This window comes from Vibrio amylolyticus (genome assembly GCF_023145695.1).
In the GTDB taxonomy this organism is placed as follows: Bacteria; Pseudomonadota; Gammaproteobacteria; order Enterobacterales; family Vibrionaceae; genus Vibrio; species Vibrio amylolyticus.
In genome coordinates, this window is sequence record NZ_JAJHVV010000010.1 from 18,948 (window position 1) to 43,928 (window position 24,981).

General features: G+C 43.4%; 28 protein-coding genes and 1 other RNA gene. 20 read left to right on the forward strand and 9 right to left on the reverse strand.

The features are described from left to right. Position 1: 1 nt before the first annotated feature. Positions 2–496, forward strand: a complete 495-nt coding sequence (gene ilvN, locus KP803_RS15795; protein ID WP_248009824.1) for an acetolactate synthase small subunit — start codon at positions 2–4, stop codon at positions 494–496. An 80-nt stretch (positions 497–576) separates the two neighbouring features. On the opposite strand, the gene serA is transcribed toward ilvN, so the two are convergent. The 5 genes from serA to zapA form a co-directional block, all read right to left on the reverse strand. Next, on the reverse strand, positions 577–1,806 hold the full coding sequence (gene serA, locus KP803_RS15800) for a phosphoglycerate dehydrogenase (RefSeq protein WP_248009825.1): 1,230 nt from the start codon (positions 1,804–1,806) through the stop codon (positions 577–579). Between the two features lie 259 nt (positions 1,807–2,065). After that, positions 2,066–2,722 carry a ribose-5-phosphate isomerase RpiA gene (gene rpiA / locus KP803_RS15805; RefSeq protein ID WP_248009826.1) on the reverse strand — a complete coding sequence of 219 codons (657 nt, stop codon included), beginning with the start codon at positions 2,720–2,722 and terminating at the stop codon, positions 2,066–2,068. A 70-nt stretch (positions 2,723–2,792) separates the two neighbouring features. Beyond that, complete coding sequence (locus tag KP803_RS15810; RefSeq protein ID WP_248009827.1) at positions 2,793–3,383, reverse strand: 5-formyltetrahydrofolate cyclo-ligase; 591 nt, start codon at positions 3,381–3,383, stop codon at positions 2,793–2,795. A gap of 32 nt (positions 3,384–3,415) precedes the next feature. Next, positions 3,416–3,600, reverse strand: a non-coding RNA gene (gene ssrS, locus KP803_RS15815) — 6S RNA. Between the two features lie 44 nt (positions 3,601–3,644). Continuing rightward, a complete protein-coding gene (gene zapA / locus KP803_RS15820) occupies positions 3,645–3,953 on the reverse strand; it encodes a cell division protein ZapA (protein ID WP_248009828.1) in 309 nt (102 codons plus the stop codon). 305 nt (positions 3,954–4,258) lie between these two features. Between zapA and KP803_RS15825 the strand changes: the two genes are divergently transcribed. Genes KP803_RS15825 through KP803_RS15835 form a run of 3 tightly spaced genes read left to right on the forward strand, consistent with a single transcriptional unit; the run spans position 4,259 to position 7,326 of the window. Then, positions 4,259–4,837 (forward strand): YecA/YgfB family protein, encoded by a 579-nt coding sequence (locus KP803_RS15825; RefSeq protein ID WP_248009829.1) that lies wholly within the window; start codon positions 4,259–4,261, stop codon positions 4,835–4,837. A gap of 44 nt (positions 4,838–4,881) precedes the next feature. Then, the gene (gene ubiH / locus KP803_RS15830; protein ID WP_248009830.1) at positions 4,882–6,066 is read left to right on the forward strand and encodes a 2-octaprenyl-6-methoxyphenyl hydroxylase; all 1,185 of its coding nucleotides are present in this window, start codon (positions 4,882–4,884) and stop codon (positions 6,064–6,066) included. Between the two features lie 33 nt (positions 6,067–6,099). Continuing rightward, positions 6,100–7,326: an FAD-dependent 2-octaprenylphenol hydroxylase gene (locus tag KP803_RS15835; RefSeq protein ID WP_248009831.1), complete on the forward strand. Its 1,227-nt coding sequence runs from the start codon at positions 6,100–6,102 to the stop codon at positions 7,324–7,326. Positions 7,327–7,565: 239 nt separating this feature from the next. On the opposite strand, the gene KP803_RS15840 is transcribed toward KP803_RS15835, so the two are convergent. The 3 genes from KP803_RS15840 to ygfZ form a co-directional block, all read right to left on the reverse strand. Beyond that, positions 7,566–7,772 carry a DUF1107 domain-containing protein gene (locus tag KP803_RS15840; RefSeq protein ID WP_248009832.1) on the reverse strand — a complete coding sequence of 69 codons (207 nt, stop codon included), beginning with the start codon at positions 7,770–7,772 and terminating at the stop codon, positions 7,566–7,568. A 584-nt stretch (positions 7,773–8,356) separates the two neighbouring features. Beyond that, positions 8,357–8,836 carry an aminoacyl-tRNA deacylase gene (locus KP803_RS15845; protein ID WP_248009833.1) on the reverse strand — a complete coding sequence of 160 codons (480 nt, stop codon included), beginning with the start codon at positions 8,834–8,836 and terminating at the stop codon, positions 8,357–8,359. Beyond that, positions 8,829–9,809 carry a tRNA-modifying protein YgfZ gene (ygfZ, locus tag KP803_RS15850; protein ID WP_248009834.1) on the reverse strand — a complete coding sequence of 327 codons (981 nt, stop codon included), beginning with the start codon at positions 9,807–9,809 and terminating at the stop codon, positions 8,829–8,831. Before ygfZ ends, KP803_RS15845 begins: the two co-directional genes overlap by 8 nt. 218 nt (positions 9,810–10,027) lie before the next feature. On the opposite strand from ygfZ, the gene KP803_RS15855 reads away from it, so the two are divergent. Both KP803_RS15855 and KP803_RS15860 read left to right on the forward strand, forming a co-directional pair. Next, the gene (locus tag KP803_RS15855; protein ID WP_248009835.1) at positions 10,028–10,288 is read left to right on the forward strand and encodes an FAD assembly factor SdhE; all 261 of its coding nucleotides are present in this window, start codon (positions 10,028–10,030) and stop codon (positions 10,286–10,288) included. Next, a complete protein-coding gene (locus tag KP803_RS15860; RefSeq protein WP_248009836.1) occupies positions 10,257–10,655 on the forward strand; it encodes a protein YgfX in 399 nt (132 codons plus the stop codon). The genes KP803_RS15855 and KP803_RS15860 overlap by 32 nt, the downstream gene beginning before the upstream one ends. Before the next feature lie 77 nt (positions 10,656–10,732). On the opposite strand, the gene nadB is transcribed toward KP803_RS15860, so the two are convergent. Then, positions 10,733–12,352, reverse strand: a complete 1,620-nt coding sequence (gene nadB, locus KP803_RS15865; RefSeq protein WP_248009837.1) for an L-aspartate oxidase — start codon at positions 12,350–12,352, stop codon at positions 10,733–10,735. A 342-nt stretch (positions 12,353–12,694) separates the two neighbouring features. Between nadB and rpoE the strand changes: the two genes are divergently transcribed. The 14 genes from rpoE to KP803_RS15935 all read left to right on the forward strand — a co-directional run bounded on the left by rpoE (position 12,695) and on the right by KP803_RS15935 (position 24,953). Beyond that, complete coding sequence (gene rpoE, locus KP803_RS15870) at positions 12,695–13,273, forward strand: RNA polymerase sigma factor RpoE (protein ID WP_248009838.1); 579 nt, start codon at positions 12,695–12,697, stop codon at positions 13,271–13,273. A gap of 25 nt (positions 13,274–13,298) precedes the next feature. Further along, the gene (locus KP803_RS15875; RefSeq protein ID WP_248009839.1) at positions 13,299–13,910 is read left to right on the forward strand and encodes a sigma-E factor negative regulatory protein; all 612 of its coding nucleotides are present in this window, start codon (positions 13,299–13,301) and stop codon (positions 13,908–13,910) included. Further along, on the forward strand, positions 13,907–14,893 hold the full coding sequence (rseB, locus tag KP803_RS15880; RefSeq protein ID WP_248009840.1) for a sigma-E factor regulatory protein RseB: 987 nt from the start codon (positions 13,907–13,909) through the stop codon (positions 14,891–14,893). Before KP803_RS15875 ends, rseB begins: the two co-directional genes overlap by 4 nt. Next, on the forward strand, positions 14,890–15,384 hold the full coding sequence (locus KP803_RS15885; RefSeq protein WP_248009841.1) for a SoxR reducing system RseC family protein: 495 nt from the start codon (positions 14,890–14,892) through the stop codon (positions 15,382–15,384). The genes rseB and KP803_RS15885 overlap by 4 nt, the downstream gene beginning before the upstream one ends. 97 nt (positions 15,385–15,481) lie before the next feature. Next, a complete protein-coding gene (lepA, locus tag KP803_RS15890) occupies positions 15,482–17,275 on the forward strand; it encodes a translation elongation factor 4 (RefSeq protein WP_248009842.1) in 1,794 nt (597 codons plus the stop codon). Positions 17,276–17,383: 108 nt separating this feature from the next. Then, positions 17,384–18,280, forward strand: coding sequence for a signal peptidase I (lepB, locus tag KP803_RS15895; RefSeq protein WP_248009843.1), 897 nt, complete (start codon positions 17,384–17,386; stop codon positions 18,278–18,280). 35 nt (positions 18,281–18,315) lie between these two features. Beyond that, positions 18,316–18,999 carry a ribonuclease III gene (gene rnc / locus KP803_RS15900; RefSeq protein WP_248009844.1) on the forward strand — a complete coding sequence of 228 codons (684 nt, stop codon included), beginning with the start codon at positions 18,316–18,318 and terminating at the stop codon, positions 18,997–18,999. A gap of 4 nt (positions 19,000–19,003) precedes the next feature. Next, positions 19,004–19,966 (forward strand): GTPase Era, encoded by a 963-nt coding sequence (era, locus tag KP803_RS15905; protein ID WP_248009972.1) that lies wholly within the window; start codon positions 19,004–19,006, stop codon positions 19,964–19,966. A 107-nt stretch (positions 19,967–20,073) separates the two neighbouring features. Further along, positions 20,074–20,802: a DNA repair protein RecO gene (recO, locus tag KP803_RS15910; RefSeq protein WP_248009845.1), complete on the forward strand. Its 729-nt coding sequence runs from the start codon at positions 20,074–20,076 to the stop codon at positions 20,800–20,802. Next, the gene (gene pdxJ, locus KP803_RS15915) at positions 20,799–21,530 is read left to right on the forward strand and encodes a pyridoxine 5'-phosphate synthase (RefSeq protein WP_248009846.1); all 732 of its coding nucleotides are present in this window, start codon (positions 20,799–20,801) and stop codon (positions 21,528–21,530) included. Before recO ends, pdxJ begins: the two co-directional genes overlap by 4 nt. Positions 21,531–21,535: 5 nt before the next feature. Then, on the forward strand, positions 21,536–21,916 hold the full coding sequence (gene acpS, locus KP803_RS15920; protein WP_248009847.1) for a holo-ACP synthase: 381 nt from the start codon (positions 21,536–21,538) through the stop codon (positions 21,914–21,916). Between the two features lie 123 nt (positions 21,917–22,039). Next, positions 22,040–23,305, forward strand: coding sequence for a hypothetical protein (locus KP803_RS15925; protein WP_248009848.1), 1,266 nt, complete (start codon positions 22,040–22,042; stop codon positions 23,303–23,305). Positions 23,306–23,314: 9 nt separating this feature from the next. Continuing rightward, positions 23,315–23,725: a hypothetical protein gene (locus KP803_RS15930; RefSeq protein WP_248009849.1), complete on the forward strand. Its 411-nt coding sequence runs from the start codon at positions 23,315–23,317 to the stop codon at positions 23,723–23,725. After that, entirely contained in the window at positions 23,718–24,953 is a 1,236-nt protein-coding gene (locus tag KP803_RS15935; protein ID WP_248009850.1) for a GGDEF domain-containing protein, read from the forward strand. The genes KP803_RS15930 and KP803_RS15935 overlap by 8 nt, the downstream gene beginning before the upstream one ends. The last annotated feature ends 28 nt before the right edge of the window (positions 24,954–24,981 follow it).

The following is a 24,981-nucleotide window of genomic DNA, read 5'->3' on the forward strand; positions in this document are numbered from 1 at the left end:
TATGAGACACATTATTTCGGTATTGATGGAAAACCAACCTGGTGCATTGTCTCGTGTTGTAGGCCTGTTTTCTCAACGAGGTTACAACATAGAATCTTTGACGGTAGCACCAACGAATGATGAAACCCTTTCTCGTTTGAATTTAACCACCGAATCTGACGAAATGCAGCTAGAGCAAATTCAAAAGCAGCTGCATAAACTGATTGATGTCCTTAAAGTTCAAGAAGTAACAGAGCTTGAGCACATTGAACGTGAAATTCTGATGGTGAAAGTAAAAGCCAGTGGCTTTGCTCGCGCAGAAGTGAAACGCACAGCGGACATCTTCCGTGGTCAAATTGTCGATGTGACGGCTTCTCAATATACAGTGCAATTAACCGGAACCAGTGAAAAGCTCGATGCCTTTATCAAAGCATTGTCTGAAGTGACGGATGTGATTGAAGTTGCTCGAAGTGGTGTTGTGGGTATTGCTCGTGGCGAGCGTTCACTAAAAGCTTAGTTAAACCGTTTAGATTCAAATCAATAATAGAAAAGGCCACGTAGAGTGGCCTTTTTTGTATTTGTAATTTGCGATAATTCTTAGTGAAGAATACGAGCGCGAAGTGTACCTTCGATCTCTTTTAGCTTAGCGAGTGCTTCTTCAGAGCGAGCTGTCTCAACATCGATGACCACATAACCAATGTCAGCAGATGTTTGTAAGTACTGACCTGCGATGTTAATGCCTTCTGCCGCAAAGATGGTGTTAATTTGCGTTAGGATACCCGGACGGTTTTCGTGAATATGCAGTAGACGAGAACAATCACCGTGTTCTGGTAGAGATACTTCAGGGAAGTTAACACTTGATAATGTTGAACCGTTGTCTGAGTACTTAGCCAGCTTACCCGCAACTTCTACACCAATGTTCTCTTGTGCTTCTTGAGTCGAACCACCCACGTGAGGTGTTAGGATGACATTATCGAACTGCATTAAAGGTGATTCAAATGGGTCGGCATTCGTTTTTGGTTCTGTTGGGAATACATCCACCGCGCCACCAGCAAGGTGACCAGACTCTAAAGCGCCACATAGTGCTGGAATATCTACTACTGTGCCACGTGCAGCGTTAATGAAGATAGAGCCAGGCTTCATGCGAGCAAACTCTTCTGCGCCCATCATGTTCTTGGTACCTGGGGTTTCTGGAACGTGCAGCGAGATAACATCACACTTATTGAGTAGCTCACTCATCGTGCTTATTTGAGTCGCGTTACCAAGAGATAGCTTGTTTTCGATATCGTAAAAGTAGACTCGCATTCCAAGGTTTTCAGCGATAATACCCAGCTGAGTACCGATGTGGCCGTAACCAATAATGCCAAGGCGCTTACCACGTGCTTCGTATGAAGCATCAGCACTTTTCTTCCAAATACCACGGTGTGCTAGAGCGTTCTTTTCTGGAATACCACGAAGCAACAGTAGGATTTGTCCAAGAACAAGTTCCGCAACACTACGCGTATTTGAGAATGGTGCATTAAAGACAGGGATACCGCGCTTGGTTGCTGCTTGCAGGTCGACTTGGTTAGTACCAATACAGAAACAACCAATCGCAACCAGTTTTTCTGCAGCATCAATAACGTCTTGAGATAAATTAGTACGAGAACGAATACCAATAAAGTGAGCGTCTTTTACCGCTTCCAATAGTGCTTCTTCAGATAAAGAGCCTTTATGATACTCGATGTTGCTGTAGCCAGCGGCTTGAAGAACTTCAACAGAAGAAGGGTGAAGCCCTTCCAATAGCAGAATTTTAATCTTGTTTTTTTCCAGTGAAACTTTGGCCATTATTCTCGTCCTTAAAATGGAAAGGTGGGCAAACGCGGCGCACATTGGTCAAAAGCAATGAAAAGGGGGAAATCATCGATTTTGTTGGAAGACAAACGTTTCCTTGTGCGTCTTCTGTTCAATAAAGTAACAAATAATTTTGCTTTTGGGTAAGAAAATTACGGAATAAGCCATAATAATATTGCTAGAAACCATAAAAAACGGCACCCAAGGGTACCGTTTGTAATCAAATAACAGAAAGTGCCTTTCTTTTTATCGATTATTCTTCAATTTTTGCGCCTTCAGGCGTGCCGGTAATAACCACATCAGCACCACGAGCGGCAAATAGGCCATTGGTTACAACACCGACGATCGCATTAATGGTTTCTTCTAACGCTTTTGCGTCAGTAATGCTTAGACCGTGAACATCAAGAATGTCACAGCCGTTGTCTGTCTGTACACCTTCGCGGTAAATAGGGTTGCCGCCTAGCTTAGTTAGTTCACGTGCTACGTGGGCACGGGCCATTGGAATGACTTCAACAGGAAGTGGGAATTTACCCAGAACATCTACTGCTTTGGTTCCATCGACAATACAGACGAACTTTTCAGAAATTGCCGCCACAATTTTTTCACGAGTCAGTGCCGCACCACCGCCTTTGATCATATCGCGGCTTGCATTGATTTCGTCAGCACCATCAACGTAGACATCCAGTTTTTCTACATCGTTACAATCAAAGACTTCGATACTCAGTTCAATAAGCTTCTCAGTTGATGCTACTGAGCTTGATACTGCACCTTTAATGTCACCTTTAATAGAACCAAGAGCATCGATGAAGTGATTCACAGTAGAGCCTGTACCGACGCCTACAATACTGCCTTTTTCTACGTACTTTAGCGCTGCCCAACCGGCTGCTTTTTTCATTTCATCTTGAGTCATGCTCATCTCCTGCGGATAGTGATTGCAAATAGTTAACTGGATTTTTCGGCGCGATTATAACGGTATTGGGCTAAGATTCCCATTGCCATACTTTGCTTGGGGTCACTATTTTTGGTAGTGGTACATCCCATGCCGCACTTGGCAAACTGTCAACATGTTGGCAATCGTGCGCAAGACCAATAGGCTTTGCACCTTGTTTGCTTTTAAACCAAGAGGAGAGGGTTCTATCGTAATAGCCGCCTCCCATACCTAAACGTTGACCTGTTGAGTCAAAAGCGACTAAAGGGGTACAGATAAGATCTAACTCCAAAACGGGCTTGATGAGTGTCTGATTGAGCTGAGGCTCGAGAATCTGATACTTATTGAGTGTCATGGGGGTTGTTGGAGTGTAGTGCAAAAATAGCAGATGCCCTTTTGAAAAAGGGTGTAGAACGGGTATGTAGACTGATTTACCTTGCGACCAGAGCCATTCAATTAAAGGCGTGGTATTTATCTCACCATCGGTAGAAAGATACAGCGCGATATGTGTGCTGTTAGAGAGTTCTGCAAGGGTTGAGAATTGCTCAATAAGATCGAGACCAGCTTGATGCTGAGTATCAGAAAGTAACTGATTTCTCTTTTCTCGGATATGTGAACGAATCGCTTGTCGAGATAAGATCATTGCTCCGCCTGTGTCTAGCGGGATATCGAAGAGGATACCCCAGAGTGCCGTTGAGGATTGTGGCCCTTGAACCATCTGGTTCAAGGCGGGTCAGCAAGGTTGACCGTAGGCTTCTCGATACGAGTCGAGCTTGCTCAATAGTCAGCGAATACTAACCCTTGGGTATTGCTTATCGGCTCAGGGACTTAAATCCTACTGACGCACACTCCAGGGTAAATACGGTGACAGACAACATATAAACTGCTTATCTGTATTGTAACGCTATGACTTTTCTAGCTTTACTTTTTTTAAGGCATCATCAAGTGACGCAGAGAGAAGCTCAATCTTCTCTGTAAGTTTAGTTTGTTGAGAATCATCTTCTCGGTTTTTGTTATGTAATTCATAACAAATATTTAGTGCTGCAAAGGTGAGTAGCTGAACCTCATTGGTGACTTTGGTACGTTCGGCTAATTCACTCAAACGGTTATCAAGATCTTTGGCAGCATTTTGCAACGACTCTTCTTCACCACTTGGGCAATTGACTCGAGTTAGCTTACCTAAAATTTTAACGTCTACCGCTTGATTGCTCATTCTAGCTCAACTCTATTTTCGTAATTCAGGATCAGGTTATTAAGAGTATCATTAATTCTTGATCTTATAACTAACCAATCTTACAACTAAGTATGGTCACTGTGAATACAATCACTGAGTCGGAAACTATAGAAAAAGCGTCCATAACATTCAAGCTTTTCCACTAACCGTTGAGGTAAAGGCGTGTTAATAACACAGATAATGGGCAAATTGTCTAAAACCCCACCATATTCGCCTTAACGCCATTTTCGCTTAGAGGGTGAGATGTTAGGATGTTGAACAAATTTAGAAAACAGAGTTTTATCATGAGTGAAATAACGCTACCTAACTACCTTTCAAGTGCCACTGAGCTGCAGACCGCTGCGCTAGCGGTATCCCCTTCAGAATTGCATGGCTTATTGACTGGAATGTTAAGCGGTGGCTTGGACCTTAATGATAAAAGCTGGCAACCGATTATTTTTGATTACACCAATGATGGAATGGGCTGGCCCGCGACAGCTTTACAAGTCGCTGAAACCATCTTTGAAGCCACTTCAAAAGAGCTAACTAGTACTGACTTGGTTTTATCGATGTTGCTACCCGATCAAGAAGCCAGCGCAACGATCTTTGATTTGGCTGATGGTGTTACCGATTGGATTAATCACTTTATTTCAGGGCTTGGCCTTGTGGGTGCCAAACTAAACAAAGCATCGGCTGATACAAAAGAAGCCTTAGCGGATTTAGAAGAGATGGCTAGGCTTGGTATCGATGAAGATGACGACATAGAAGAGCAAGCGTTACTATTAGAACAAGTCATTGAACACGTTAAAGCTTGTGTACTTATTATTCACACTGAGTTTGGTGTGAAAGTAGAAAAAAACGCTAAAAAGCCGACGCTGCATTAATGAGGCAATATAGAGTTAACGTGAAATAGAGAGATGTCGTTTTAATGAAAAGCTATGATGTAATTATTGCTGGTGGTGCAATGGCGGGGGCAACGCTTGCGCTTGCACTAACCCGGTTAAGTACTACGCCGTTGTCTATTGCTGTTGTTGAGTCTTATCTGGCTGAGCATCAATCCCATCCTGGGTTTGATTCGCGTTCCATTGCGCTCTCTGCTGGGACGGTTGAAATACTTAAGAAGTTTAAGTTGTGGGATGCTATTGCTTCATTGGCAACCTCGATTCATCACATTCATGTGTCTGATCGCTCTCATCTTGGCATGACAGATATCTACGATCATGAGCTTGGTGTCGATGCTCTCGGCTATGTGGTTGAACTGGCCGATATCGGTAAGCTCTACCAAACTGAAATGATAGCCGATGCTCACATTGACTTGCTCTGTCCTGATTCTGTAGTGAACGTAGTGAGAAAGCCTGATGAGGTAACGGTTGAACTCACCAGTGGCCGTTCTATTCAAAGTAAGTTACTTGTTGCCGCCGATGGGGCCTCCTCAATCTGTTGTCAGCAACTTGGCTTAGAGCTTGAAGAGCATGATTTTGAGCAGTCAGCGGTCATTGCCAATATTGTTAGCAGTGAACCACACAATGGTCGCGCGTTTGAACGCTTTACCGAGAATGGCCCCGTGGCGTTATTGCCAATGAGCGATAACCGGCTCTCGTTAGTTTGGTGTTTACCACCAGAAAAAGCGGAGCAAGTGATGACACTCAGTGACGATGCTTTTTTAAAGCAACTTCAGAGTGATTTTGGCTGGCGTTTAGGGGAGCTACTGAAAGTAGGAAGCCGAGCGAGTTACCCATTAATTTTGCGTTACAGGCAGAAAAATGTCTCTCATCGTTTTGCCATTGTTGGTAACGCGGCACAGACATTACACCCTATTGCCGGTCAGGGCTTTAATCTCGGTATTCGCGATGTGGCCAGCCTAGCGGAAGAGATTGTGAACGCGAGCTCTGCTCAAGATGTCGGTTGCTATAACGTATTGAATCGATATATGCGACGTCGTGAATCAGATAGAAATAGCACTATTTCATTGACCTCACAATTGGTACACACATTTTCAAATGACCTTTTGACCATGAGAGTAGGTCGAAATTTAGCGCTAGTGGCAATGGATAACTTTCCAGTGTTGAAAACACCGCTGTTACGAAGAACATTAGGCATCGTAGCGAGATAAATGCGGCAACGATGAAGATAAGGTAATTGAAATATGATGCAAAGCGTTGATATCGCGATAGTAGGCGGTGGCATGGTAGGGCTAACACTTGCTGCTGCTTTTAAGGATACCGACTTACGTATTGCGGTTATTGAAGGAAATGCACCTAACTCAACGATCAATGAGTTACCGGATGTTCGTGTTTCCGCTTTGAGCCGTTCAAGTGAGACGATCCTAAAAAATGTTGGGGCTTGGGGCGGTATTGAGCAGCGTCGACTTGCACCTTATGTAGGAATGGAAGTCTGGGAGCAAGATAGCTTTGCTCGAATAGAGTTTGAAGCTCAACAACACGCGCAACCTAATCTAGGGCACATTGTCGAAAATAGAGTGATTCAGCTATCACTGCTTGAAAAAGTGAAGCATCAATCTAATGTGTCACTTTTTATGCCCAACACCTGCCTGAGTATTGCTATTGGAGAGAGTGAAGCTTGGTTATCGCTCGATAACGGCCAATCACTGACGGCTAAACTGGTTGTCGGCGCTGACGGGGCAAACTCTTGGGTTAGAAATCAACTGGATATCCCTTTGACTCATTGGGATTATGGGCATAGCGCCATTGTTGCGAATATAAAGACAACAGAACCTCATCAGTCTATTGCTCGACAGGTCTTTACCCCATTAGGTCCTCTTGCATTCTTACCTATGTCAGAGCCGAATATGAGCTCTATTGTTTGGTCGACTGATCCAAATAGAGCTGAGCAGTTGGTGAATATGACCGACAGTGAATTTAATAAGTCAGTGACGGCAGAGTTCGACAATCGTCTTGGTTTATGCTCGGTGATAGGCGAGCGTTCAGCGTACCCACTTCGAATGCGTTATGCTCGAGATTTTGCATTAGATCGTATTGCTCTTGTGGGTGATGCGGCGCACACCATTCACCCTCTAGCGGGGCAAGGAGTTAACCTTGGTCTTCTTGATGCCGCGAGTTTAGCTCAAGAGGTGAATAAACTTTGGCGCCAGGGTGAAGATATCGGCAGTAAGCGTAATCTTCGTAGCTATGAGCGCTGGAGAAAAGCAGAAGCCGCGAAGATGATTGCTTCAATGCAGGGTTTTAAAGACTTGTTTGAAGGAGATAACCCAGCGAAGAAGCTTTTCCGAGGTATTGGAATGTCACTGACAAGCCAGTTACCAGGTGCAAAAGATGAGATTATGAAGCGAGCGCTTGGATTAAAAGGAAACCTGCCTGAGCTAGCGAAATCCACGCGCAAAGTGGTTGTATAATACCAACTCTATCAATCATCTAGTTATTCTTGCTTGCTAAAATCATTGATAACGGCGTTAAAGATTTTGTAGGTAGAATAACTAGCTAGCTGCAATCTTTGCCTTGTTCTAAATGATTTTTTCTACGCAATTGTCTAACCATCTAATTAATAGAATTGGTATAGTTTTCGATATTCAATGAAAAAGGGCTGACATAGAGTCAGCCCTTACTAATTCTTAACGCTGTTTTTTTTTAATTCTTATGCGTAGGCGCAGCGTAGCTTTTTAACTTCACTGTTTACTTCTTTTACTGCTTGAAAATGACGGTTATCAGCACGAGCAGGTAAGATCAATTTACCGTTATCAAACTCAAATTTCCCAACGCCATAAATATAAATTCTTCCCTTAAAAAGCCGACTAATATGTTTAGCAATCATACTTGGTGTATAGCGCTTAAACAGTCTCATATTGTTATGTCCTTATAGTTCTTCCTAGCACCGCGAATTATATAAATCCCACACTAATATTGTTGTGATAAGGCGAGGGGATTATGCAGATTTAATTAACGTTATTGGATATTTGTGCTGCTCTGAGCAGATATGAAGATTAATACCCAACTTTGCGTGATGAACTCCTCAAAGTTTATGTAAGCCTGATTTTTCGTTGTTCAATTTTCCCACGCATAGTGCAGGAAAGTTGTGACATTTTTAAGAATAGCGTGAATATTTTGAATTGTGTTAATTTTTTGTAAACAAAAGCTGTAAGGAAGTATTACAAGGAAAAAAATGCCCGTTACATGGTGAACGGGCGAATAGTCACAGATGCATTACACAAAAAGTGGATGTCCTGAAACAATCAGTGGATTCACTTTTTTGTTGGCGAAGGAATACAATCAGACGATGTCTTGTTGTCACTTTAACCAACAATATTACTCTACTGCAAAAAAACACTTGTGACTATTTATGTTTTTATTGTGAATAATGATTCTCTAGATTAGGGTGGGGAGTTCGATGGGTGTCACACTTTGTTGAGAAAAAGAGATCTGTATCATTTAATTTGTGCGACAAATTGAGGCGATGATTGGCTGACATAAAGTTCTTAGGTCTTCACAACGTAAAGCGATACCTAACTGAGCATCACCGCTACTAATGGTTACCTCAGTCTCATTAAATAGCTGAGTATCAAATACTACGGGCATTGGGGTAGTTATTTGTAACGGAGTCACAGAGCCCGGTTTATAACCAGTAATGCTAAACACATCATCCAGAGAGACGCAGGTCATTCTACGGCAATTAAGAAGCGCACGTACTTTCTTAGGGTCGACATTCCGGTCACCAGGAACACAGGCAAGGGCGTATTGATTCCCCATATCTCTAAGAACGATACTTTTCACCATCTGTTCTGGGCGAATACCTCGCTGTTTAGCGGTTTCTTCAATAGTGACGGTTGCTTTTTCTTGGGGCAGCAAACGATAGTGTATTTGCTGCTCATCAAGGTATTGGATGACCGATGTTGAAGGTAACTTACTCATCGTCTAATGAATAAGGGAGCGCGTGAAGTTCCCAAGAGTGTTCAGGTTGCTCACTCAACCTTAGCTTTGTCTCTTCATCAAGATCTTTAGGTAGAATAATTAGGCCAATAGCGGTGTCATCATCAAATTGAAAATGATTGATTAGCTCGCCAGCGGAACGCCAGTTTTCGCCAACGGAGCGCTCTAAGCCGATGGTATCGAATGAGGAAAGTGCCTTATCTGTGGTGCCCGATACAATGTACATGGCTCGCTTATTCATACCACGGTATTTTGCTCTAGCAACGGTTTCTTGGCCAGTGTAGCAGCCTTTACTAAAGCTAATTCCATCGACGGCTTGTAAGTTTAGTGCTTGAGGGATATGCATATTTTGTGTTGATTTATCAATCGCTGGAAGAGCAGATTCAATATCAAATCGAGTCCAGAGTTCTTCTGTTACTTTCTCTACTTTATCAGGACTGCAATTATTGGTGATGTTCTCTGCTGCTGAAGGTGTCACAAGTAGTAGCCAGCGGTTAGCATCAACTTTAACCGCAGTGCCGCCTTCTATCTCTCTCACATCTCCAGTGTTTTCACTGATGGAATTGATCCACTCTTGTGCATTCTCACCAATAACGCCTAACGCGATATCTTGGCTTGTTTGAATATCGACTTTAGCGAAGATGGCATATTTTTTAAGTTCAGCTAGTTCAGTCTCAATTAGGCTCATTGGTTGGAACATGGCATAGCCACCATTGTGATGGAAAAGGCGGAAGATGCTCCAGACTTTTCCTTTTGCGTCACAGTGAGCCCCAAATGTTGACTGCTCTTTGTCTAAGGCAACAACATCACAAGTGACTTGGCCTTGTAAGTAGGATTTTTTGTCATCTCCAATCATGCTGATAGCGCCCCAAGACTTTAAATGGGTAAGCATCAATGAAGGTAATGAGTCTTTTGACGTGCTAGAGAAGCGAGTGAATTGTTGCTGCCAGTCCATGTTTGGATCCTAAATACAGTAAATAGAGATGATGGGAGCTATGGTAATCCTTAACCTTAATGAAATTCAAGGAGAGGTCACCGTTTCATTCGTTTTAACACTTATTTAAATACGATAACTTTTTTTTATCAAGGTAGAGGACTGTGACTGGGATAATAGTTGTCTTTAACTTGGATTGGTACACTTCAAGCCAGTGAATACAAAGTAGGAACCCATTCATGTACACCAAAGAACAAAAAGCACGCGTTAAGTGGGCCTGTCGCCGAGGAATGCTTGAATTAGATGTCGTGATTATGCCTTTTTTTGAAGAGTGCTTTGAGTCACTAAGCGCTAATGAGCAACAAGATTTTGTCTCTCTGCTTGAAAGTGACGATCCCGATTTGTTTACTTGGGTAATGGGTCATGGCCGTAGTGAGAATCTAGGTCATGCTTCAATGGTTGATAAAATTGTCGCGCACAACCTATCAAAGGTCCGTTAACGCTACCGTTAAACCCTCCCAAACTGCTCGCATCATCAATACCATTCTATTGTTATTGATGATGTGTTTTTTATTCTCTACGTCTCTCCCGTTCATCGTTATATTGGGTCTAATTCTCTTTTCTAGTTATTTGTATTTCCAGTGTGGCTTTTTACCCACGGCCATAGTGGGTCATGTCATCGTTTCAGAAACAGGCGAGCTTAAACTGAATCAAGAGCGTTTTTCAACAAAGTACAGTGTATTTAGTATGGACTTCTTAGGTGTAATTATTGGCTTTGAGAATAATCATCGAAGGATTTTATGGCGAGATAGCGTCACAGATGAGGAGTATCGAACGTTGATTGTGCAATTAAAAGCGATTAAATAGCGCATCAATACGCTGCCAATAAAAAAGGAGTATCCGCTAATGTGATACTCCTTTCTTCGTTCTAAGGTGTCGCCCTATTAATCGTCAAAGTTATCTTTAGGGTCTAAAATAGTGGGCCCGCTATCTTTGGCGAGTTCAGGGTAATCAAGGGTGTAATGAAGGCCTCGACTCTCTTTACGTCGCATTGCACTGCGAACCATGAGTTCGGCAACTTGTAGCAGATTTCGAAGCTCTAATAAGTTGTTAGAAACTCGGAAGTGACTGTAGTAGTCAAAGGTCTCTTGCTGCAGCAATTGAATTCGACGTAGAGCTCGTTCAAGTCGCTTGTCTGTTCGGACAATGCCCATGTAGTCCCACATAAATAAGCGTAACTCATGCCAGTTATGTTGAATAACCACCTCTTCATCAGAGTTACTGACTTGGCTTTCATCCCAAGCTGGTAGAGAAGGGGGCAACTCTGCATCTTTAATTTTACTGACTATCTCTTTTGCTGCAGACCATGCATAAACCACGCACTCTAAGAGAGAATTAGAGGCCATGCGATTTGCGCCATGTAGACCGGTGTAGCTTACCTCTCCAATGGCATATAACTGAGCAAGATCGGTTTGACCAGATTGGTCGACAATCACACCACCACAGGTGTAGTGAGCAGCAGGGACAATTGGGATCGGCTCCTTGGTCATATCAATACCAAGATCTTGTAGACGCATATGAATCGTAGGGAAATGTTTCTCAATGAAATCAGCAGGTTTATGGCTGATGTCGAGGTACATGCAGTCTGCACCTAAGCGCTTCATTTCAAAGTCGATAGCACGAGCAACGACATCACGAGGTGCGAGTTCACCACGCTCATCAAAATCTTTCATGAAGCGGGTGCCATCGGGGCGCAGTAGATACGCACCTTCGCCACGTAGGGCTTCTGTGAGTAGGAAGTTTCTCGCTTCAGGGTGGAATAAGCAGGTCGGATGAAATTGGTTGAACTCTAAATTCGCGACTCGACAGCCTGCACGCCACGCCATTGCAATACCATCACCGGATGATACATCTGGGTTAGAGGTGTATTGATACACCTTAGAAGCACCGCCTGTCGCAAGAACAACAAACTTACTTCTTACAGTTTCAACGTGCTCTTTGTTTCGATTCCAAATGTACGCCCCAACAATCTTATTCTCGTCGCCACCAATCTTATCCTCTGTAATAAGATCAAGGGTATTATGACGTTCAAAGATTTTGATGTTCGGATGGTTTTGAACGTTATCTTGAAGTGACGTTTGCATTGCCATTCCGGTTGCATCTGCAGCATGCAAAATTCGACGGTGGCTATGACCGCCTTCGCGAGTGAGGTGATAACGAGGTTTTTCATCGCTGTCATTCTCTTCACGATCGAAGGGCACGCCGCCATCAATTAGCCACTGAACGCACTCTTTTGCGTTTTCCGCAATGAAGCGAACGGACTCTTCTTCACAGATGCCAGCTCCGGCAATTTGAGTATCCTGTACGTGAGATTCAATGCTATCTGATTCATCAAATACCGCAGCGATGCCGCCTTGAGCATAATAGGTGGCGCCCTCGCTAAGAGGCCCTTTACTCAGTACAATCACTTTGCCATGTTCTGCCACGCGCAGAGCCAAAGATAGGCCCGCTGCGCCACTTCCTACCACTAGTACATCACATTGATGCTCACGGTTTGCGTTCATAAAGCTATTCAAATCCCGAAATGTATAGAGTCATCCAACTCTTCACTCAAATGCGCTAATTGGCGCTATATTTATGCATCTTATCACTACATTAAATGCAAATCCTTGTAAATGCGATTGCAATTGATGTACATCAGCTTCAAAATTCATTGCTGGTTAAGTGACGAGCACATCACACTGTTAATTACTATTTACCATTATTTTTAGAAAGTTTTGAACTTTCCTTTTATTACTGAGTCACAATAGTGCTCATGTAGACAGTGGTGTCAATACTACAATGTGCATCATTAAAGCTCATATCTGAGAGGATAAGAGTAAATAACAATAGGAGTACACGCTCGAATGAACGAGCAGCTAACCGATCAAGTCTTGATTGAGCGAGTTCAGAGTGGAGATAAGCAAGCATTCAATTTGTTGGTATTAAGATATCAAAACAAGGTTTGTAATCTTATCTCTCGGTATGTGAGCAATTCCGGAGATGTAGCTGATGTTGCCCAAGAGGCCTTCATCAAAGCGTATCGAGCGCTGCCCACGTTTCGTGGAGAAAGTGCGTTCTATACTTGGTTATATCGTATTGCTGTTAATACTGCTAAGAATCACCTCGTAGCACAGGGCCGGCGCCCACCAGCTACCGATGTTGATGCAGAAGACGCTGAATATTACGAAACAGGCAGTGCTTTAAAAGAAATATCGAACCCTGAGAACTTAACGTTGTCCAATGAATTGAAACAAGTAGTTTTTAGCGCGATCGAAGCACTACCAGAAGATTTAAAAACCGCGATGACGCTGCGAGAGCTTGATGGCTTGAGCTATGAAGAAATCGCAGATGTAATGGATTGCCCCGTAGGAACAATACGTTCGCGTATTTTCCGTGCTCGTGAAGCGGTGGAAAAGAAAATCAAACCTCTTTTGCAGCGCTAGTACTAGTAATTTAATGGTGAAAATAATGGCTGACCAAGAAAAACTTTCAGCACTCATGGATGGAGAAGTTGTCGACAAGGCTCTGATATCAGAGATCGAACTTGACCAAGAGTCTCTAGATACCTGGAAAAACTATCATTTAATTGGTGATGTTATGCGTGGAGACACGCCGAAGGTAGCAGAGTGGAATATTGCTGAAAATGTAGCACTTGCTTTAGAAGATGAGCCTGCTCATGGACTATTAAATAGTGATAATGTTTCAGAGTTAGCATCACGCAGAATTGAATCGCAGCCGACACCTCGTCAGGCTAAGCAACAATTACCAGCATGGTTGTCTCAATTTGGACAAGTTGCCGTTGCAGCGTGTGTATCATTGGCCGTCATACTTGGCGTGCAACAATATGGTGGAACAGAGTCATCTTCGGTTGACCAGCTACCTGTATTACAAACAATTCCATTAACAGGCAGCGTTGAGCCTGTTAGTTTAAGTCGTGAATCAGTGGATAAACCTAATCAAAATGTGAATGTTCAAGAGCAACGCCGCCGCGTAAACGCTATGCTTCTTGACTATGAGCTTCAGTTGCGGCTGAACAGCGAAGAGTCAGAAAACGACACAATTGAATCGGTAATTGAATGAAAAAAATCCTGATCAGTGCTCTGACACTGCTCAGTTTGAATGTAAATAGTGCCTTTGCAGAGCAACCGCCTGCAGAGGCTTTATTGCATCAAATGAATGAAGCAAGTCAGCAGCTAAGTTATGAACTCTCCTATATCTTAATTAAAAAAAATAGCATTGAGCCTTTGCTATATCGTCATGCGCAAAACGAATCAAGACAACTAGCACATCTCATTTATTTAAGTGGGCCAGTGCGAGAGGTGATCCGCCGAGGTGATGAAGTCAGCTATATCGAACCAGGTGTGGAACCATTTACGATTGAATCTGGGAAAATGGTTGCACCGACGATCCCTCTGTTAAATACCAATATCGATACTCTTAGTGAGCATTATGACTTCATTACGGTTGGTCGTGCGAGAGAAGCGGGTACGGCTTGTCAAGTGGTCCGAGTGGTGCCAAAAGATGGTTTAAGATACTCCTATGTTTTATGGGTTGATGAGAAAACCAATTTGCCTCTTAGAGCCGATCTCGTTGATAGAGATGGTGAGGTGTTAGAACAATACCGAACAATTTCATACTCTGTGAATGATCAAATTGAGGGAGTATTAAGCGGCCTCAATGATGTTCAGCTTCCTGAAGTGCTTTCACTACCGAAAGGAAATGTAAAGGAGGCTGTTTGGAATGTTGGTTGGATCCCAACAGGGTTTGAACCTAAAGAACTAAACCGTTATCGAATGGCGGTGACCGATCGTATGGTTGAAAGCCAAATGTACACCGATGGACTATTCAGTTTTTCTGTTTACGTTTCTGATAGTGACGATAACTCACTAAAAGGTCAGCTGGTGCGCCAAGGGCGAAGAACTCTCCATAGCTTCGTAAAAGGCAGCGCCGAGATCTCAATTGTCGGCGATATTCCACCTGCTACCGCGAAAAGGATTGCTCAATCTGTATCCTTTGATAATAGCAAGCTCAGTGACAGTGATGGTAAGGCAGCCACGCAATGATGACCGCCTTAGCAACCGTTGCGGCAGTTCATCGTCGCAACAACGATTACCTTATTGATCTCAGCTGTGAGCAGAATACGAGTTGTTCAAGCTGTGCGTCTCAAAAAAGTTGCGGCACCGGTATTGTGAGTAAAGCCGTCGGTGCAAAATCTCTTTTTTGGAGTGTGGTTAGCTCAAAGCCGATCAGTGAAGGCCAGGTGGTAGAGATAGGGTTTCCTGAAAAAACACTTCTGCAATCTGCCGTAACAGTTTACATACTTCCCATTGCTTTTTTGATGATAGGGGCCCTTTTGGCTCAATGGTTATTAGTCCCTTACTTTAAACTCGGTGAGCTAACGGTTATTGTAAGTGCCTTCATCAGCGCTTATATCGGAATTAGAATTGCCAAACATAAAGCGCATAAGTTGGAGCAAGCCTCTGCACAACAAGTGGTTTTATTGCGAATCCTTGGTGAGCCAATCATCCAAAGCTCAAATAAGGGTGCGAATTGAGTAGAAATTGGGTAGAATCGGCCAACTTGATTGAAATGCAGCCTTAGGCCGCTTTCATATTATTCCCTTTTGCAACGAGTTTAGTCACCCCAAGCCTATGAAGCACATTCGTAATTTTTCGATTATCGCACATATCGACCACGGTAAGTCGACCCTATCAGACCGTCTAATCCAAGTTTGTGGTGGATTAAGCGAACGTGAAATGGACGCTCAAGTTCTAGATTCAATGGATATAGAACGTGAACGTGGTATCACCATTAAAGCTCAGAGTGTGACACTCGACTATAAAGCTAAAGATGGTGAGACTTACCAGCTTAACTTTATCGACACCCCAGGACACGTAGACTTCTCTTACGAAGTATCTCGCTCTCTAGCCGCGTGTGAAGGTGCCTTGTTAGTTGTCGATGCAGGTCAAGGCGTAGAAGCTCAGACTCTCGCTAACTGTTATACCGCTATCGAAATGGATCTAGAAGTTGTGCCAATCTTAAATAAGATTGACCTGCCTGCTGCTGATCCGGAGCGTGTATCTGAAGAGATCGAAGAAATTGTTGGCATTGATGCGATGGAAGCAACGCGCTGTTCAGCAAAAACGGGTCTTGGTGTTGATGAAGTTCTAGAAACGATTGTTAAGCAAATTCCGCCACCAGAAGGTGATCCAGAAGCACCAACTCAGGCGCTTATTATCGACTCATGGTTTGATAACTACCTTGGTGTTGTTTCATTAGTTCGAATCAAAAATGGTTCACTAAAGAAAAATGACAAAATCAAGGTAATGAGTACTGACCAAGTTTGGGGTATTGACCGAATTGGTATCTTTACACCGAAACAAATCGATACTGACGTCTTGAATACAGGTGAGGTAGGTTGGGTTGTTTGTGGTATCAAAGATATTTTAGGCGCACCAGTTGGCGATACATTAACGCTTGCTAAAGGCGGTAGTGAAGAGCGTCTACCAGGTTTCCAAAAAGTGAAGCCTCAGGTTTATGCTGGTCTGTTCCCTGTGTCATCTGATGATTATGAAAACTTCCGTGATGCGCTAGGTAAACTTAGCCTTAACGATGCATCACTATTCTACGAGCCAGAAAGCTCTGCGGCACTTGGCTTTGGTTTCCGTTGTGGTTTCCTTGGCATGCTGCATATGGAGATCATCCAAGAGCGTCTTGAACGTGAGTACGATCTTGACCTGATCACGACAGCACCGACAGTAGTGTATGAAGTGGAGATGAACAATGGTGAACTGCTGTATGTAGATAGCCCATCAAAGCTACCTGCTATCAATGATCTTGAAGAGATTCGAGAGCCAATAGCCCGTTGTAATATCCTTGTTCCAGCTGATTACCTAGGTAACGTTATTACGCTTTGTATAGAGAAGCGTGGTATTCAAGTTGATATGGTTTATCACGGTAATCAAGTGGCATTAACGTACGATGTTCCAATGTCAGAAGTGGTTCTCGACTTCTTTGACCGCTTAAAATCAACGTCTCGTGGCTACGCGTCATTGGATTACAACTTCCACCGTTACGAAGCATCAAACATGGTTCGTGTTGATGTACTGATCAATGGTGACAGAGTCGATGCATTGGCGATCATTACTCACCATGCTAATGCGCAAGGTCGCGGTCGCCTATTGGTTGAGAAGATGAAAGAATTTATCCCTCGCCAGATGTTTGATATCGCGATTCAAGCAGCTATTGGTGGACACATTATTGCGCGTTCTACCGTTAAACAGCTGCGTAAAAACGTAATTGCTAAATGTTACGGTGGCGATATCAGCCGTAAGAAGAAACTTCTGAAGAAGCAGAAAGAAGGTAAGAAGCGTATGAAGCAGATCGGTAACGTTGAGCTGCCTCAAGAAGCGTTCTTAGCGATTCTTCACGTAGGTAAAGATTAATACTGACAGTAAGCTGCTTTTTGTAATTGCAGCGACTTTGACGTAACACTATTAAGTGAAAGGGTTTCGGCTCTTTCACTTTCGTATTTTTTAGATAAGGGAAGCTAAATGGCAAATACATTTTCACTGATTCTTGTCATCGTAACACTCGTGACTGGTGTGGTGTGGGCATTAGAAAAATGGGTCTGGGCTAAGAAGCGTCAGCAAAAAATTGCGGATGTTGAAGCTGAAACCAATGGTCTAGATGCCGAAACAAAAGAAAAGATGCAAACTCAGCCTTGGTGGATTGAGAACAGTGTCTCTATCTTCCCTGTGATTGCCTTTGTTTTAGTATTACGTTCGTTTATCTATGAACCGTTTCAGATTCCATCGGGATCAATGATGCCAACATTGTTGGTGGGTGACTTTATCTTAGTTGAAAAGTACGCATACGGTCTAAAAGACCCTGTGTGGCGTAGTCAGCTGGTTGAAACAGGTAAGCCAGAGCGTGGTGATGTTGCGGTATTCAAATACCCACCTCAGCCAAGCATCGATTACATTAAGCGTGTCGTCGGTATGCCGGGTGATACGGTTCGCTATAATGGCAAGAAAGAACTTTGTATTCAGCCACAAGGCGAACGTAGCTGTGAGCCTGTGAAGCTATCGAATGTTGAAGAGAGTAAGTTCATTCAAAATGGCATTCCTCTGATTCAATTAGATGAAAAGTTGGGCCCAGTAAAACATCAAATTTTAGTTCACCCACTGCGTCAAGATCGCCGAGAAGCCTATGAGCCTCGTAGTGGTGTTAGTGAGTGGATTGTTCCACAAGGTCAGTATTTTGTGATGGGTGATAACCGTGACAACAGTGCTGATAGCCGTTACTGGGGCTTTGTTCCAGAAGCAAACCTAGTCGGAAAAGCCGTAGGCATTTGGATTAGTTTTGAGTTTGAACGTGGTGCTGATAGTGTGCTGCCTTCATGGATCCCAACCGGCGTGCGATTCAGTCGTGTCGGTGGTATTAACTAGTCCAGCGCAAGCTGGACCTAAACAAACGAGAGAGTATGAATTCTCCTATTGAAAAGCTACAAAAAAAGATCGGTTATCAGTTTGCTGATGCCGATCATTTAGATTTAGCGTTAACACACAGAAGTGCTCATGGTAAGCACAATGAACGTCTTGAGTTTCTGGGCGATTCAATTTTAAGTTTTGTAATAGCGGATGATCTATATCATCGCTTTCCTAAGGTAAACGAAGGCGACATGAGTCGTATGCGTGCCACCTTAGTTCGAGGTCATACACTGGCTGAGCTAGGCCGTGAATTTGAACTTGGAGAGTACTTAAAATTAGGTCCAGGTGAGTTGAAGAGTGGTGGCTTTCGCCGTGACTCAATTCTCGCTGATGCAGTAGAAGCTATTATTGGCGCTGTCTATCTAGACAGTGATACAGAAACGGTTCGCGGTATTATTCTTAGCTGGTATAAGACTCGCCTAGACGCTATCGAACCAGGCGTATCACAAAAAGATCCTAAAACTCGTCTTCAAGAGTTCCTTCAAGGTCGAAGAAAGCCACTGCCTGTCTATACAGTGACTAATATTAAAGGTGAAGCACACAACCAAGAGTTTACGGTTTCGTGTGATGTGGCAGGCCTAGGACAGCCTGTTATTGGAAAAGGTACCAGTCGTCGCAAAGCAGAACAAGCGGCCGCTGGCACAGCATTAGAGCTGGTAACCAATGGCGGAAAATAAACCAATGGCTGATAACGAATTCGATATTGATGCATACTTTGCATCAGATGCAAAACCGAGCGCTCCTGAAAATCAACACTGTGGTTTTATTGCCATTGTTGGTCGTCCGAACGTAGGTAAGTCGACACTGCTGAACCACATTCTGGGGCAGAAGATCTCAATTACTTCGCGTAAACCACAGACTACTCGTCACCGTATTATGGGTGTTGAGACGGAAGGTGAGTATCAAGCGATTTACGTTGACACCCCAGGGCTTCACATTGAAGAGAAGCGAGCGATTAACCGTTTAATGAACCGTGCTGCTAACAGCTCATTAAGTGATGTTAACTTAGTTTTTTTCCTTGTTGACGGTACGCATTGGACTGACGACGATGAAATGGTGTTGAACAAGCTACGTAAAGCGAACTTCCCAGTTGTATTGTGTATCAACAAAGTGGATAACGTTCAGGATCGTAACGACGTAATGCAGCACATGATGCAAGTCTCTTCAAAGATGGACTTCCTAGACGTTGTGCCTATTTCAGCGAAGCATGGTAAGAATATTGATGTACTGCGTAAGCATGTGCGTGAACATTTACCGAAGGCGACACACCACTTCCCTGAAGAGTATGTAACCGATCGTTCACAGCGCTTTATGGCGTCTGAAATCATTCGTGAAAAGCTAATGCGTTTTACTGGTGATGAACTTCCATACTCAGTAACCGTCGAGATTGAACGTTTCGACTTCAACCCTGATACTGATGGTTTCCATATCAATGCCCTTATTCTTGTTGAGCGTACTGGTCAGAAGAAAATGGTGATTGGTAAAGGTGGAGATAAGATCAAGACCATCGGTCGCGAAGCTCGCCTTGATATGGAAGAGCTATTTGGTCGTAAGGTTTATCTTGAAACTTGGGTGAAAGTGAAATCGGGCTGGGCTGACGATGAACGTGCATTGCGTTCTCTGGGCTACATCGACGACTTATAAAAATGACATGACCGCTAAGACTAAATAGCCGTTAGCGATGTTTGTTTTTATCCGATAAAAGAGAGAGTATTAACTCTCTCTTTTTGTATCTCTATTAAGGTAAAGGTATGAGTGAAGGATTACAGCGATGCTTTGTATTACATCGACGCCCATACAGTGAATCGAGCTTAATTCTTGACGTTTTTAGTGAAGAGTATGGCCGACTTACCTTAATGTCTAAGGGGGCGAGAAGTAAACGCTCCAATCTTAAAGGGGCATTACAGCCTTTTACCCCACTGCTTTTGAAGTGGTCAGGTAATAGCTCGATGAAAACACTTCGTCAAGCAGAGCCTATCAGTTTAGGGTTGCCTTTAACGGGAATAAACCTTTATTCCGCGATGTATGTTAATGAGCTTATCGGTCGAGTGTTGGTTGCCGAAGTGGCCATGCCTTCGCTGTTTCATGATTATCTTCACGCGCTGACTGAACTGGCTCAGTGTGATAACCCTGAACCTGCCTTAAGACGCTTTGAACTCGCACTGCTTGCAGCCCTTGGCTATGGTGTTGATTTTATTCACTGCGCCGGCACAGGTGAACCTGTTGAACCAACCATGACTTATCGCTACCGAGAGCAGCAAGGTTTTATTGCCTCGGTAAGAAAGGATCATTATTCATTTCTAGGTGACGAGTTGATTGCTATCAGTGAACGACGATTCACCACGAAAGCGCAGTTAAAAGCAGCAAAACGCTTTACACGCATGGCATTAAAGCCGTATCTTGGCGGCAAACCATTAAAAAGTCGGGAGCTATTCCTACCAAGAATAGGTATCCCTAAAACACGGAGTATTGGAAAATGAGCGCAATTTATCTTGGGGTAAACATCGATCACGTTGCAACGTTACGAAATGCACGTGGTACTAAATACCCTGATCCTGTTCACGCCGCAGAAATCGCAGAGCGAGCAGGAGCGGATGGCATTACTATTCACCTACGTGAAGATCGTCGCCATATTGTAGATAGAGATGTACGTGTATTGCGTGAAACACTACAGACGCGTATGAACTTAGAGATGGCAGTGACTGATGAAATGGTAGACATTGCACTTGAAACACTCCCTGAGTTTGTTTGTCTCGTCCCTGAAAAACGAGAAGAACTCACCACAGAAGGTGGATTAGACGTTGTTGGTCAGCTTGAAAAGATAAAAGCGGCGACGGCTAAAATGACAAAAGTGGGTATTAAAGTGTCTCTGTTTATTGATGCTGACCGTGAGCAGATTGATGCAGCGAAAGAGAGTGGTGCGCCATTCATTGAGCTTCATACGGGTCATTATGCGGATGCGAAGACAGAAGAAGACCAACAAGACGAGCTAAAGAAAATTGCTGCAGCAGCAAGCTACGCGAATGACCTTGGTATTGTGGTTAACGCTGGTCACGGTTTGACCTATCACAATGTGGCGCCAATCGCTGCTCTTCCTGAAATCTATGAGCTGAACATTGGTCACTCCATTATGGGACGTGCGATGTTTGACGGTTTGCAAAAGTCAGTGGCTGATATGAAAGCCATCATGCAAGCAGCAAGAGGCTAGCCTGTATGCCTGTTCTTGGCTTAGGTACAGATATTGCTGAAATAGAACGGATTGAAAAAGCCCTCTCCCGATCGGGGGAGGCGTTTGCTAAACGAATCTTAACCGAATCTGAAATGTCAGTTTTTCTTGAACTTAAACAGCAAGGTAGGTATTTGGCAAAACGATTTGCAGCTAAAGAAGCAGCTTCAAAAGCGCTTGGGACAGGAATCGCCCAGGGTATTTCTTTTCAAGATTTTCATATCAGCAATGATGAACATGGAAAACCGATATTACGTTTGTCCAACAAGGCATTAGAGCGAGCTGAAAAATTAGGCGTGGCGAATATCCACCTGACAATTTCAGATGAACGTCATTATGCAGTGGCGACGGTGCTACTTGAGTCCTAGTATTAGATTTATAAATAAAATCTGAGTAGGCAATTTCAAGCTATATCGTAATAATAATAAAGGCTTAATCGATACATAAATGAATTATTCGCCTGGTCTCCTTCCTACTAGGGAGTATGCCACATGTGCAATCGGTACCTTAGCTATTGTTTTTTATTATATTGTTCCCTTTATTTCTCTTCCTCATGGGCTAATGACGTCCACATTTCTGGTTTTGGTACCTTAGCGTATAGCTATGAGTCTGAAGATAATATTGGCTTTAGGCGTGACCTCTCTCAACCATTTGATAGTACAACCAATGGATCTTGGGTTTCTGACTCACGGTTCGGCCTTCAGTTAGATTATTCCTTAAATACAGAGTGGCGAACCACGATACAAGCCGTAGCCAAGGACAGAGTCAGCAGCGATTGGGGCGATGTTTTTGAGATCGGCTTTATTGGCTATCAACCAAGTGAACATTGGGATTTTCGACTTGGCCGTCTCCCTGCTGATGCTTTTTGGGCGACTGAAACACGAAATATCGACTATGGGCATAACTGGGTTCGTCCTCCACTCGAGATCTACTCTTGGCTTCCGTTCCAATCGGTTGATGGCCTTGATGTAATGTATCACTTATATCATTCTGAGATTGATTGGTATTTCAGCTCTCAAATAGGGCTTTTTCGAACCTCCGTAGAGACTCCTATTGGGGAGAAAATCGACACCAGTGGAACGAAATTGGTCTCTTTAACAATTAAAGCGCTTTGGGATGATTGGCGAGCTCGTGGCTCCATTATTTACTCTCCTGGTATTACTACCGATGTTTCACCTTCTAATCAGCAGATCACGACTCAATTGGATGCGATAACACTGATGAGGATCAATGGTGTAAGTCAGGAAGCACAGTCATTAGCACAAGCCTTGGTCGTTGAAGATGAAGCGATGCTATATACCCAATTAGGGATTGAGTATTTCAATGGACGCTGGCTGCTTTCAGGTGAAGTCGTTTCTATCCATTCAGAATCAGAACAAGTAGTGGTGCCTTCGGGAATCGGAGGGTATCTTTCTTTGAGCTATTACATCAATGACTGGTCACCTTACCTAATTGTGTCGATATTTGACCCTAATGTTAACCCACAAGCCGCACTGGTTGACTGGAATACCGTCTCTCCTGAATTAGGTTACCTACAGCAACAACTCATTGAAAATATTAATTTGAGCCGAATTGAGCAGCATACTTGGTCAATTGGAGTGCGTTGGGATGTGGCAAAAAATACAGCATTAAAAGCACAAGTCGACTTTGTTGAGATAGCACCTAACGGTTATGGGTTATGGGCGAATGATATTTCTCTTAATTCAACGAAAACTCAGCTTGAGTTATACACATTATCTTTGAACTTTGTTTTTTGAGGAGGAAGTATGCGACTACTATTAATACTCATCAGCTTTACTTTTTCTTCACTCTTACATGCGGATATATATGTTGTCGTGAGCCCTAATAGTCACATAGAAAGTATCTCAAAAAGTGAGTTAGCCGCTTTATATTTAGGGCGGCAGCGACCAGATCAACACGATATTCGTCTTTACCCGTTAGATCGAGAAGGTGAGTTGCGCTCACTGTTTTTTGAGTCCATAACCAACATGTCACTCAGTCAGGTTAATGCTTATTGGGCCAAGCTGCGTTTTTCTGGTCGGGTTCGACCTCTGGATAGCTTTAATGACCCTGATAGCTTGCAGAAAAAACTCTTGGCTAACCCCGCGAGTATTAGCTATCTCGACAGCAAGCCAGAGAGTGAGCAGCTAAAAGTGGTAATGGTGATCCATGAATAGAGTGACTCGTTCATTAACCAACCATTTATTATCGATTGTAGCTTTAAGCGCGGTGAGTTATATGGTCGTTGCAATGCTCATTATTACCAGTTTAGGTATGGCTACCCGCCATAAGCAGCAAGATGTATTTAAAAGTAAGCTGGCGCTAACAGTATCCAATACAGCCGCTATTGCCCTCTTCGCCAACAATCAACAAATCGCTGATGAAGTCTTAGATGCCATTTTATTACACGAAGAGATGGAGGGAGCGCGTATTGTCAGTACGAAAGGTACTTCTTACGAACGGTGTAAAGATGAAAACAAAGTGGATCACTTCTGGGATAACTCGTTCAGCTTTGATCTTTATTCACCTATTGATGATTCGGTGATCGGCTATATTCAGCTTCATGATAATGATGACTTTATTCGGCAGAAAACAATCGATGATATTGCCTATCAAATCTCCTTTTTACTGATTCAGTGGCTGGTGGTGTTTGTCGTTATTGTCTTTGTGGTTAAACGCGTAATAGGACAGCCCTTAACGGAACTTGCGAGTAATTTACTGAGTGTTAGACCGGGAAATGAACATAAAATAGAGCTAGAGAAGAAGCATAGTAGCGATGAAATTGGTTTGGTCACACGGAGTATCAACCAATTCGTTGAATCAACGAATAGTGCATTGAGGCGAGAGAAGGCATTAAGAGTCAAGATTGAAGAGATGGAGCAGCACTATCGACACATCGCACAGGTTGACAGTTTGACCCAGCTTAGGAATCGATTAGGGTGTGAGCTGACGATGGCACAAGTGAGCTCTTCATACATTGGTCTTCTACTGATTGATCTCGATGGTTTTAAGTCAGTCAATGATCATTTTGGACATGCCGCTGGAGATACGGTACTGGTCAAACTGGCGCTTCGTTTTAAGCAATCGTTAGAGGGTTTAGGCACTGTGGGGCGAGTGGGTGGGGATGAGTTTATTGTAATCGTTCCACTTGAGAGTGAAGATAATGAGCTCTTAGAGGGTATTGCAGCGGAGCTCATTCGTAGCGCGTGTGAGAAAGTGACGTTAAGTTGTAAACGGCAGGTTCAACTTGGTGCCAGTATCGGTATTAGTATTAGCTCAATGGAGCATCGTTCGTTAGAGCATTTAATGCATGAGGCCGACTTGGCGATGTATCATGTTAAGGAAAACGGTAAAAATCATTATTGTTTTTATAGCACTCTAGTTGCGCGAGCGAGCAATATCTAGCTTTATTGTCTTGGACAAACCGCTATGC

Bases quoted from the DNA above. Each gene is read 5' to 3' on its own strand.
- ilvN (WP_248009824.1), top strand. From the start codon at position 2: ATGAGACACATTATTTCGGTATTGATGGAAAACCAACCTGGTGCATTG.
- serA (WP_248009825.1), bottom strand. From the start codon at position 1,806: ATGGCCAAAGTTTCACTGGAAAAAAACAAGATTAAAATTCTGCTATTG.
- rpiA (WP_248009826.1), bottom strand. From the start codon at position 2,722: ATGACTCAAGATGAAATGAAAAAAGCAGCCGGTTGGGCAGCGCTAAAG.
- KP803_RS15810 (WP_248009827.1), bottom strand. From the start codon at position 3,383: ATGATCTTATCTCGACAAGCGATTCGTTCACATATCCGAGAAAAGAGA.
- zapA (WP_248009828.1), bottom strand. From the start codon at position 3,953: ATGAGCAATCAAGCGGTAGACGTTAAAATTTTAGGTAAGCTAACTCGA.
- KP803_RS15825 (WP_248009829.1), top strand. From the start codon at position 4,259: ATGAGTGAAATAACGCTACCTAACTACCTTTCAAGTGCCACTGAGCTG.
- ubiH (WP_248009830.1), top strand. From the start codon at position 4,882: ATGAAAAGCTATGATGTAATTATTGCTGGTGGTGCAATGGCGGGGGCA.
- KP803_RS15835 (WP_248009831.1), top strand. From the start codon at position 6,100: ATGATGCAAAGCGTTGATATCGCGATAGTAGGCGGTGGCATGGTAGGG.
- KP803_RS15840 (WP_248009832.1), bottom strand. From the start codon at position 7,772: ATGAGACTGTTTAAGCGCTATACACCAAGTATGATTGCTAAACATATT.
- KP803_RS15845 (WP_248009833.1), bottom strand. From the start codon at position 8,836: ATGAGTAAGTTACCTTCAACATCGGTCATCCAATACCTTGATGAGCAG.
- ygfZ (WP_248009834.1), bottom strand. From the start codon at position 9,809: ATGGACTGGCAGCAACAATTCACTCGCTTCTCTAGCACGTCAAAAGAC.
- KP803_RS15855 (WP_248009835.1), top strand. From the start codon at position 10,028: ATGTACACCAAAGAACAAAAAGCACGCGTTAAGTGGGCCTGTCGCCGA.
- nadB (WP_248009837.1), bottom strand. From the start codon at position 12,352: ATGAACGCAAACCGTGAGCATCAATGTGATGTACTAGTGGTAGGAAGT.
- rpoE (WP_248009838.1), top strand. From the start codon at position 12,695: ATGAACGAGCAGCTAACCGATCAAGTCTTGATTGAGCGAGTTCAGAGT.
- KP803_RS15875 (WP_248009839.1), top strand. From the start codon at position 13,299: ATGGCTGACCAAGAAAAACTTTCAGCACTCATGGATGGAGAAGTTGTC.
- rseB (WP_248009840.1), top strand. From the start codon at position 13,907: ATGAAAAAAATCCTGATCAGTGCTCTGACACTGCTCAGTTTGAATGTA.
- KP803_RS15885 (WP_248009841.1), top strand. From the start codon at position 14,890: ATGATGACCGCCTTAGCAACCGTTGCGGCAGTTCATCGTCGCAACAAC.
- lepA (WP_248009842.1), top strand. From the start codon at position 15,482: ATGAAGCACATTCGTAATTTTTCGATTATCGCACATATCGACCACGGT.
- lepB (WP_248009843.1), top strand. From the start codon at position 17,384: ATGGCAAATACATTTTCACTGATTCTTGTCATCGTAACACTCGTGACT.
- rnc (WP_248009844.1), top strand. From the start codon at position 18,316: ATGAATTCTCCTATTGAAAAGCTACAAAAAAAGATCGGTTATCAGTTT.
- era (WP_248009972.1), top strand. From the start codon at position 19,004: ATGGCTGATAACGAATTCGATATTGATGCATACTTTGCATCAGATGCA.
- recO (WP_248009845.1), top strand. From the start codon at position 20,074: ATGAGTGAAGGATTACAGCGATGCTTTGTATTACATCGACGCCCATAC.
- pdxJ (WP_248009846.1), top strand. From the start codon at position 20,799: ATGAGCGCAATTTATCTTGGGGTAAACATCGATCACGTTGCAACGTTA.
- acpS (WP_248009847.1), top strand. From the start codon at position 21,536: ATGCCTGTTCTTGGCTTAGGTACAGATATTGCTGAAATAGAACGGATT.
- KP803_RS15925 (WP_248009848.1), top strand. From the start codon at position 22,040: ATGTGCAATCGGTACCTTAGCTATTGTTTTTTATTATATTGTTCCCTT.
- KP803_RS15930 (WP_248009849.1), top strand. From the start codon at position 23,315: ATGCGACTACTATTAATACTCATCAGCTTTACTTTTTCTTCACTCTTA.
- KP803_RS15935 (WP_248009850.1), top strand. From the start codon at position 23,718: ATGAATAGAGTGACTCGTTCATTAACCAACCATTTATTATCGATTGTA.